This window comes from Tolypothrix sp. VBCCA 56010 (assembly GCF_050875635.1).
Classification (GTDB): Bacteria; Cyanobacteriota; Cyanobacteriia; order Cyanobacteriales; family Nostocaceae; genus Hassallia.
Genome location: NZ_JBPAOH010000230.1, coordinates 1 through 8,305, shown reverse-complemented (window position 1 = coordinate 8,305; position 8,305 = coordinate 1). Strand labels below are relative to the sequence as shown.

Below are 8,305 nucleotides of genomic sequence, written 5' to 3'. Positions count from 1 at the left end.
TTGAAGTGTTTTGGCTTAAGGTTGAAGTGTTTTGGCTTAAGGTTGAAGTGTTTTGGCTTAAGGTTGAAGTAGTTTGACTTAAGGTTGAAGTGTTTTGGCTTAAGGTTGAAGTAGTTTGACTTAAGGTTGAAGTGTTTTGGCTTAATGTTGAAGTAGTTTGGCTTAATGTTGAAGCATTTTTTCAAAATAAATGCAAAGTCGGGATGAGAGGGAATCTTACAGGCGATACTCTTATACCAATTCACGAAAACTTTGATACAGATAGATTTCTCGTAGGGGCACGGCACTGCCGTGCCCCTACCCACATATTGGTATCATTATCGGCTTAACCTACTGATTTATAATGTAGAACAAAAGGCTGTTGTGCAATGGATAAAATTGAGCAATACCGACAATTAATTAAGCAAGTTCTGATTCCCCATAGTCAGATTAAACCTGCTTACGGAGATATTGAAATGTATACTGTATTTGATGGTGAAGGAGATCACTATCAGGTGGTACGCTCTGGTTGGAATCAATATCGTGTATATGGTTCCCTAATTCACATTGACCTAAAGGGCGATAAAATTTGGATTCAGTACGACGGTACAGAAATTGGCGTGGCGAATGAATTACTCGAACTAGGGATACCCAAAGAGGATATCGTGTTAGCGTATCATTCGCCGTTCATGCGACAATATGATGGGTTTGCAGTTGGATAGCTTAATATAAAAGATAATTTTACAATTCATTTAGAGTTGCTATATTACCTGAAAGATGTCAATAAAATTTTAGGAATCTTATCTAGTGCCGTAACCTGAAAAAAATCAGCGGTTACAGTTACCCCAGATTGTGGCATAATAAGCCGATCGCATACACTACCACTTTCCCTGCCGTGCAATCAACGGATAATATCGATGATTTGGCTGCTGCCCTACAACAGCCAGCAGATTTGACTTTTGAACTGCCCGATCCGGAAGATGAAGAGATTCCAGAGTCAGATTTTTTACAACAGCTAGAAGTAGCTTGGCAGGTATGCGATCGCTTTGATTTGCAAACCGAAATTTGGCGGGGTCGAATTTTACGCGCAGTCCGCGACAGAGAAAAAAAAGGTGGTGAAGGACGCGGTACGGGCTTTCTCAACTGGCTGAAAGAACGAGAAATCAGCAAAAGTCAAGCTTACAGTTGGATTCAACTAGCAAACAGTGCTGATACACTTCTAGAAGATGGCAAACTTCAGCCCAGCGCGATTAAAAACTTCAGCAAACGCGCTTTTGTGGAAACTTCCAAAGCAGCACCAGAAGTTCAGCAGATGGTGAGTGAAGCTGCGGAAAAAGGCGATCGCATCACTCGTCGCGAAGTCCGTCAAATCAACGACGAATGGACGGCGATGTCTTCCGACTTGCTACCCGAACCCGTGAGGCAAAAAGCCGCAGATAATACTCTTCCTCCGCGCTACCTCGCCCCTTTAGTGAAGGAAATGGAAAAACTCCCCGAATCGCACCAAAAATCGCTACAAAAAGAAATAGCCGCAAATCCTGACGTCGATACTCTCAAACAAGTGACCACAGAAGCGCGTAACTTAGCAAAATATCTCAAATCTGCGGCACAAGTTCAAGCCCTAGATCAAGAACAAGTTGACATCGAAACCGCTTTAGAAGAAGCGCAAAGAGTCGGCTGTTTGAATATTGCTGCCGATTTAGTTAATCAATCATCGCAAATAGAACAAACGATCGCCAAACTCTACATGACTTGGAAGCGCATCAACAACTTAGCCGATCGCTTGTATGTAGATACCGGTGCAAGTACACCCAATTTGCGATCGCTTCTCGATTGCTTAGAACCCTTCGGTGGTGAAGTGATGGAAATTCAACTTGGTGGGGCAACTGAAAAGACTATCCGCTTGCAAATTCAAGAGACGAATTAGGCTTTTATTCGTAGTGAGCGCTGAAGCGCTCACTACGAATAAAAAAAAGCCCCTCGATGTCGAGAGGCTAAATAAGTTTAGCGGAGACAACTTTTTCAGCTAGGCAAGCATAACAGCGATCGCTCCTCCAATTGCGGCGAAAATTGCCGATACTGTCGCGGTTGCAAACAGCCACCAAGCTGCTGATGCTGCTGCTTTACGGGTTTCTTCTGCTTGTCGCTGCGCTTGCAGTTTCACTTCTTCCAAGCGTCGCTGTGCTTCTTGTTGAATGCGTTCAGCACGTTGCAGGACTTTGTTACGCGCTCCTTCGATTTGGTCGATAATTCGGTTAGCGTCTTCCTCGGAGATATCCTCACGAGAACTCATAACTGCTACCAAGGTTTCGCGGTTGAAGGAAGATAGGCGATCGCGTATCGCTTCAAATCCCGCTTGCGGATCGTCGAATATCTTGCGAACATCGCGGCTGATACCATCATAATTCAATTCCGGACGCTCTAAGGAGTTAAGGTAGTTACGAATTGTGCCAAAAATACCATCAACCACATCTTGAATCCGGCGTTGGATACCCCGCACTTGTTCAACAAACTGCTCCTGCACCGATATCATATTATCAGCAATTTGTGCTGCTTCTTCATCGGTAATATCTTCGCGAATTTTCAGCAAAGCGATGATTGTCGAGCGGTCAAATTGCGAAAGACGTTCAGTTATACTTTCCATTCCCACTCGCGGATCGTGCAACAGTAATTGCAAGTCGCGTTTGATACCTTCAGGATTAAGTTCTTCCTTGCCAGTTCCTCGCAGATACTCTTGCAAATAAGCTTGGAAAGTTTCTACTCTTTGCTGCGTTCTGGTAGCTAAACGACGCGGCGCACGGACAATATCGCGAATTGAGGTTTGCACCGAATCGATGACTTGATTGACTTGTTCTTCGCTCAAGTCTTTACGTTGGCTCAGTAGTTTCACCAGCGTATCTCTATCAACTTGCGACAACCGCCGCCGTAGTGCCATCGCTCCCTCTTGAGGATTTTCAAACAATCGATTTAAATCGCGTTGAATACCTTCGGGGTTAAGTTCTTGTTTGCCAGTATTTCGCAGATAATCGGCGATCGCACTCGTCGCTGAGTCGTATTGCTCTTTAGCTTTATCGGCTAAAGCTTGCGGTGCTTGACGAACACTGCTCCAAGATTGCTCAACAGTATCAATTGCTTGATTAACTTGGTCTTCGCTCAAATCTTCCCGCTGACTCAACAATTGTACCAGCGTATCGCGATCGAAGCGAGACAACCGCGCCCGAATTGAGGAAATTCCCGCTTGCGGATCGTCCAAAAGCGTTTTCAAATCAGCGCGAATCCCATCCGGATTCAATTCTCCTTTGCCAGTGTTACGCAGATATGACTCTAAATTCAACCACAGCGTTTCTGCTTGATATTTTGCTTGATCTGCCAATCCTTTGGACTCAATCAAAGCTTGATCGCGCTGATTTTCCAACTGGTCGAGAATTCTGTCAGCTTCCTCTGGTTGAATATCATTGCGTTGCAGCAAAATATCTCGCATTTCCTGACGGTCAAATTGAGCCAAACGCCGAGATAAAGTTTCATAATCGGCGTCAGAGTCTTCCAGCAACGGTTTGAAATTCTGCTGAATTGCTTCTGGAGTCAAATCCGCTTTTGGTGTAACTAGTAAATAACTTTCAACTCGACGTTGCAAGTCTTGTACTATTTCCCTTTCTTCCGCTGCGCTGACTTCTACCAGCACTTGTTCGCGGATAACTTCAAGTTGATTGACAATCCGCTCAATTTCTGCTTGCGTTAACAATCCGCGCTCTTGGAGAATATTAGCAAAATCTTGTTTAGAAAGTCGCTCAACCTCCCGCCTTACTGTTCCCGGATCGGCAGCTGCATCGTAAATAACATCACGAAATTCTTCCGCGATTTTTTCTCGACTTAGTTGCCAAGCATAAGTGTTGTGCAGGTAGTTTTCCACATCAGCACGAATCGGGCTGTAAGGTTGCTTTGGCGTGGCAAGTCCTAATTGATCGGCTTTTTCGGTTACTTTGTCTTTGGCAGTAGAAAGACTACCTAAAATTTTTTCTACATCCAAATCTGACAAATCCGTGCGTCCCATCACTATACCAGTCAGCGCGGTGATTCCCTGTTGCAGAGTTCGCTGAATTGGACCTGGAGTAGCTTCTTGAGTTGCTCTTTGGTCAGCTTCTTTAGAAGCACGCACTTCCGCCATTAACTGATCCACCTTGCGGTTCAGTTCATCTGTCTTGGTTTGTCCTGGCTGTACAGATTTAACATAATCCATCAACTCAGCCAAGCGGTCTTGACCGGGTTTGTTACTAACAACTTGTTGCCAAACGCCATATAATGTGTCTGCAACACGGTTAATATCGCGTTTGGAAAGGTCAGTGCGATCGCTTACCAAACTAACAAACTTGTCTCGGTCGATGTTGCGTAAATCTGGACTACCTGCTAGTGCTTTTAATTGCGGATCGTTGAGCAATTTTTCAAACTCACCCCGAATCTTCGATAAATCGAGTTCAGGGGGACGCACCATTTCTAAGTAATCTTCGATATTGTCCCGGATAGTACCTGGGTCAATCGCACTGCCGATTTCTCGACGTACAGCGGCAGCTGCGGCTTCTGCGGTGGCGACAACTTGATTATTGATCGCTTTCGCCCCCAATGCGGCGGTAGCCGTCCCCATAATCGCCTGAAAGCCGGATGTTGCGGTGTTTACGACCGAGCCAACTAAGGAACCTACCGTAGTTGAACTTACCCACACCAACAGCAAAAAGTACGCACCCCAAATTACCAAGCCTAAAATTGCTCCCAATCCCGGACTTAAAATTAGGAGGCTCAATTTTACCGCTAAGAAAGTGGCGATCAACAGAGCGATGGTCACCGTGACTAACGTCCAAATCCCGACCGCAGTACCAATTTTGCGAATTGTACCGCCAATAGTGTCATGGCTTTGCGAGCTAGAATCCGAGTCTGATTGATGCCCCAGGTAAGTAATACCGGCGGCTACCGAGAGGTTTGTTAAGACTAATTGGATGGCAAAGGCTAGAATCACGCCAGAAATCAAAGCGACAAAAAAGCGCGGTCCTGAAGTGACAACAGATGCCTGTGCTGGCGTAATTGTTGAGGGGTCTACTGCAACCTGTGCCACCCAAAAGAGCGGCTTGTACAGTCCCAGCATTATTTGTGTACTCTGAAACATGATATTTCCTTCTTAATCGTTTAATTCACTAGAAATTTAAAGATTACGTGAGAATAAATTTAACATCTGTTGCGATACCCAACTAGTGTAAATCTCAGAATCGTAGAATTTAGGCATTTAGAGCATCTCTCTCAGGTTTGAATTTTCTCTACAGCGCTGGATATAATTTTGGTAAATTGTCGATGTAGATGGCGATCGCTCACTAATAATCTGCATTTATTTTGACATTAGATATTTTCACCTAGCTTCCTTCATCTGCAAATTCCATTTATTTCTATTAACAGCAAATTTATTGCTTTAAATCTGAGCTTGTTATCGCTTCGTAACATTTATTTACAATTTTTGTTTTTATCACCCTCTCAAGGTGGATTTATCCGTGCAAAACAATATTGAGACATTGTGCCCACAGACAGAAAGCATATTAGTTATATCTAGCTACATTAAAGTCAACAAGCAAAAAGTTCAGGTACAAAAAAATGGAATCTCGTCCTACTACCGATTTACCACCAGTTGCTAAAGAATATAACGGCATAGACAGAAACGCTTTTATATTTGGCTATAATCCTCAAGCTGAATTATGGAACGGTCGTCTTGCAATGATTGGCTTTCTTGCTTACTTACTTTGGGATTTAGCAGGCTATAGCGTTCTGCGTGACGTACTGCATTTCATTGGTTACTAATAGACAGAAAACGCAAAAACTACTTGATTTAGGAGACATAAAATAATGGAATCTCGTCCTACTACCGATTTACCACCAGTTGCTAAAGAATATAACGGCATAGACAGAAACGCTTTTATATTTGGCTATAATCCTCAAGCCGAATTGTGGAATGGTCGCTTGGCAATGATTGGCTTTCTTGCTTACTTACTTTGGGATTTAGCAGGCTATAGCGTTCTGCGTGACGTGCTGCATTTCATTGGTTACTAAAAATTAAATATCTGAAAATACAGAAAAACTACTTGATTAAGGAGAAAAACAATGCAAACTCGTCCTACTACCGATTTACCACCAGTTGCTAAAGAATATAACGGTGTAGACAGAAACGCTTTCCTATTTGGCTTTAATCCTCAAGCCGAATTGTGGAACGGTCGCTTGGCAATGATTGGCTTTCTTGCTTACTTACTTTGGGATTTAGCAGGATTCAGCGTCGTTCGTGACGTATTGCACATCATCGGTTATTAATCATAACTTGATAGGGGCGCTCTTTTCCCCGCCCTTATATAATAATCGGTTTCCCACATATTGTAGAGACGTTCCATTGGAACGTCTCTACAACCGTTTAGGTATTTTTCTTACTATTAACAAGCGCGGACATAATATAACTCCTAACTTTAAACTCCTACAGACGCGATATATCGCGTCTCTACAACTCCTAACTCCCCACTCCCCACTCCCCACTCCCCACTTTTAACTCCTAACTCTTCCCACTTTTGGCAAGCGAAACCAAAAACGCGAACCACCTTCCGGACGAGGTGAATAACCAATCTCCCCTCCCCAACGTTCAACAGTAATCCGACAAAAATAAAGTCCCAAACCGACTCTACCGGATCTACCTCTTCCTTGAGAAAACTTTTGGAATAAATGTTGTGCCATTTCCGGTGCTACACCAGAACCCTCATCATTGACAGTTACTAAAACATATTCCCCATCTTGTTGCAAATTAATTGTCACAACAGACCCCACAGGACTGTGACGCAAAGCATTTTCTGCCAGATTTGAAATCACTCTATCCAAACGCGATTTATCACCAACCACTTTCCAGTCTAAAGTAAGAACATAAGCAGCAACAGCAGGAGGGACATTTTGCATTTATGCCTCCAATATTTTATTAGCAAGTGTTTGAAAAACTTCTTCTACACCCAGCCCAATTTTTGCGCTAGTTTTAATTACAGTCCAGCCACGTTGTATAATTGCATCGATTTCTGCCGTTTCAATTTCCCATTCATCTAACAAATCTGATTTATTAAGTACAAGAATAAAGGGAATTTGTCCAATCGTTTCTTCTACTCTTGTTTGCAGACTAAAAGCTTTTTCAAGAGTGTTGTGTCGAGTTCCATCCACTACCATTAAATAGCCAGACGAACCCCGTAAATAAGACAGTCGCACTTTTTGAAATTCGTCTTCCCCATAAAGATCCCAAAGAATAAAATTTAACTCTTTGTCTTGAATCTTCACTACTTTTTTGTCAATTTTTACACCCACAGTAGTTTGATAGGTTTCCGAAAATATGCTATATACAAATTTGGCTACTAAACTTGTTTTACCTGTAGCAAAAGCACCTACCATACAAATCTTTTTCTGAAGCATAAAAAATCATCACTTATTTAGGCTTTTCAGATAAAAATACCTTGAAAGATACCCTATAATTAGATTTTTTTTCTGATTTTATCGATTTGCTGTCTAACGACTCGTTAAAACTCCCTCCTACGGTTTGAAAATTGCTGGCGTTAATTCCAGAAGCGGTTATATAAGATAAAATATCGTAACTGATACCGTTTCTTTGTGAAGCTGCGCCAAATTATCTCTATACCTCCTCTCTTCGCGTTCTTCTCTTCTCCTTCACCAGACGCGGCTGGGCGAACGCGAACGCGTCTTCTCCTTCACCAGACGCCAAGGGCGAACGTGGTTCGTTTTTATTTTTTGCGCGTCAGCGCATCTTCATACAGAATTGGTATGACAAGGGGAGAAGCAAGGAGAAAATAAAAAATCACTTTTTTTAACTTTTATCTTATTCATCTGGTGTCTATTGTTGATTCAGTCGAATCGCTAATTCTGTAAATAACTGTGCCAAGGTAGAACGGTCAGTTTTGTCTTTACGAAGTTCTTGAGTATCTCGTTCTAAAGCCGCTAAGATTTCTTCATGTTTTTGGCGGATATCATCGTGTAAATTTTTCGATTGCTTGAGAATCTGCTCTCGCATCTCCCGCTGATTATTGATAGTTTTTTCTTCCAATTGAGCAAGTTTGTTTTCTAAAGAGATACTCCCTTCCCGCTACAAAATTACCTATCTTCTTTTTCTTCTTCCTTTGTGTCCTTCTCCTTCTCCTGTCGGAGACGCTGCGCGAACGGAGACGGCAAAGCCGAACGTGTCTTTGTGAGTCCAGCCCCCGTCTTGGACGCCACTTGCTTTATGCCGGGAGACCCGTCCACCGCAGTGGCTCCGCTTTCC

8 protein-coding genes and 1 pseudogene are annotated in these 8,305 nt (G+C 42.9%); 5 read left to right on the top strand and 4 right to left on the bottom strand.

Annotated features, from left to right (window positions below; genetic code table 11):
• Positions 1-368: 368 nt before the first annotated feature.
• Both AABK37_RS38635 and AABK37_RS38630 read left to right on the top strand, forming a co-directional pair.
• The gene (locus AABK37_RS38635; RefSeq protein WP_432556703.1) at positions 369-701 is read left to right on the top strand and encodes a XisI protein; all 333 of its coding nucleotides are present in this window, start codon (positions 369-371) and stop codon (positions 699-701) included.
• A 173-nt stretch (positions 702-874) separates the two neighbouring features.
• On the top strand, positions 875-1,906 hold the full coding sequence (locus AABK37_RS38630) for a hypothetical protein (RefSeq protein WP_432556704.1): 1,032 nt from the start codon (positions 875-877) through the stop codon (positions 1,904-1,906).
• A gap of 99 nt (positions 1,907-2,005) precedes the next feature.
• On the opposite strand, the gene AABK37_RS38625 is transcribed toward AABK37_RS38630, so the two are convergent.
• On the bottom strand, positions 2,006-5,134 hold the full coding sequence (locus AABK37_RS38625; RefSeq protein WP_432556702.1) for an MFS transporter: 3,129 nt from the start codon (positions 5,132-5,134) through the stop codon (positions 2,006-2,008).
• A 476-nt stretch (positions 5,135-5,610) separates the two neighbouring features.
• Between AABK37_RS38625 and AABK37_RS38620 the strand changes: the two genes are divergently transcribed.
• The 3 genes from AABK37_RS38620 to AABK37_RS38610 are packed head-to-tail and all read left to right on the top strand — an operon-like array spanning position 5,611 to position 6,318.
• On the top strand, positions 5,611-5,814 hold the full coding sequence (locus AABK37_RS38620; RefSeq protein WP_432556701.1) for a chlorophyll a/b-binding protein: 204 nt from the start codon (positions 5,611-5,613) through the stop codon (positions 5,812-5,814).
• Between the two features lie 45 nt (positions 5,815-5,859).
• A complete protein-coding gene (locus AABK37_RS38615; protein WP_432556701.1) occupies positions 5,860-6,063 on the top strand; it encodes a chlorophyll a/b-binding protein in 204 nt (67 codons plus the stop codon).
• A 51-nt stretch (positions 6,064-6,114) separates the two neighbouring features.
• Positions 6,115-6,318, top strand: coding sequence for a chlorophyll a/b-binding protein (locus AABK37_RS38610; protein WP_039739195.1), 204 nt, complete (start codon positions 6,115-6,117; stop codon positions 6,316-6,318).
• A gap of 225 nt (positions 6,319-6,543) precedes the next feature.
• On the opposite strand, the pseudogene AABK37_RS38605 reads toward AABK37_RS38610, so the two are convergent.
• The 3 genes and pseudogenes from AABK37_RS38605 to AABK37_RS38595 form a co-directional block, all read right to left on the bottom strand.
• Positions 6,544-6,906: pseudogene (locus AABK37_RS38605) on the bottom strand (sensor histidine kinase); the annotation flags it as partial.
• A gap of 39 nt (positions 6,907-6,945) precedes the next feature.
• Complete coding sequence (locus tag AABK37_RS38600) at positions 6,946-7,443, bottom strand: Rab family GTPase (protein ID WP_432556700.1); 498 nt, start codon at positions 7,441-7,443, stop codon at positions 6,946-6,948.
• Between the two features lie 436 nt (positions 7,444-7,879).
• Positions 7,880-8,089: a hypothetical protein gene (locus AABK37_RS38595; protein WP_432556699.1), complete on the bottom strand. Its 210-nt coding sequence runs from the start codon at positions 8,087-8,089 to the stop codon at positions 7,880-7,882.
• Positions 8,090-8,305 lie beyond the last annotated feature (216 nt).

Coding starts and splice junctions, on each gene's coding strand:
- AABK37_RS38620 (WP_432556701.1), top strand. CDS start 5,611: ATGGAATCTCGTCCTACTACCGATTTACCACCAGTTGCTAAAGAATAT.
- AABK37_RS38625 (WP_432556702.1), bottom strand. CDS start 5,134: ATGTTTCAGAGTACACAAATAATGCTGGGACTGTACAAGCCGCTCTTT.
- AABK37_RS38610 (WP_039739195.1), top strand. CDS start 6,115: ATGCAAACTCGTCCTACTACCGATTTACCACCAGTTGCTAAAGAATAT.
- AABK37_RS38600 (WP_432556700.1), bottom strand. CDS start 7,443: ATGCTTCAGAAAAAGATTTGTATGGTAGGTGCTTTTGCTACAGGTAAA.
- AABK37_RS38635 (WP_432556703.1), top strand. CDS start 369: ATGGATAAAATTGAGCAATACCGACAATTAATTAAGCAAGTTCTGATT.
- AABK37_RS38615 (WP_432556701.1), top strand. CDS start 5,860: ATGGAATCTCGTCCTACTACCGATTTACCACCAGTTGCTAAAGAATAT.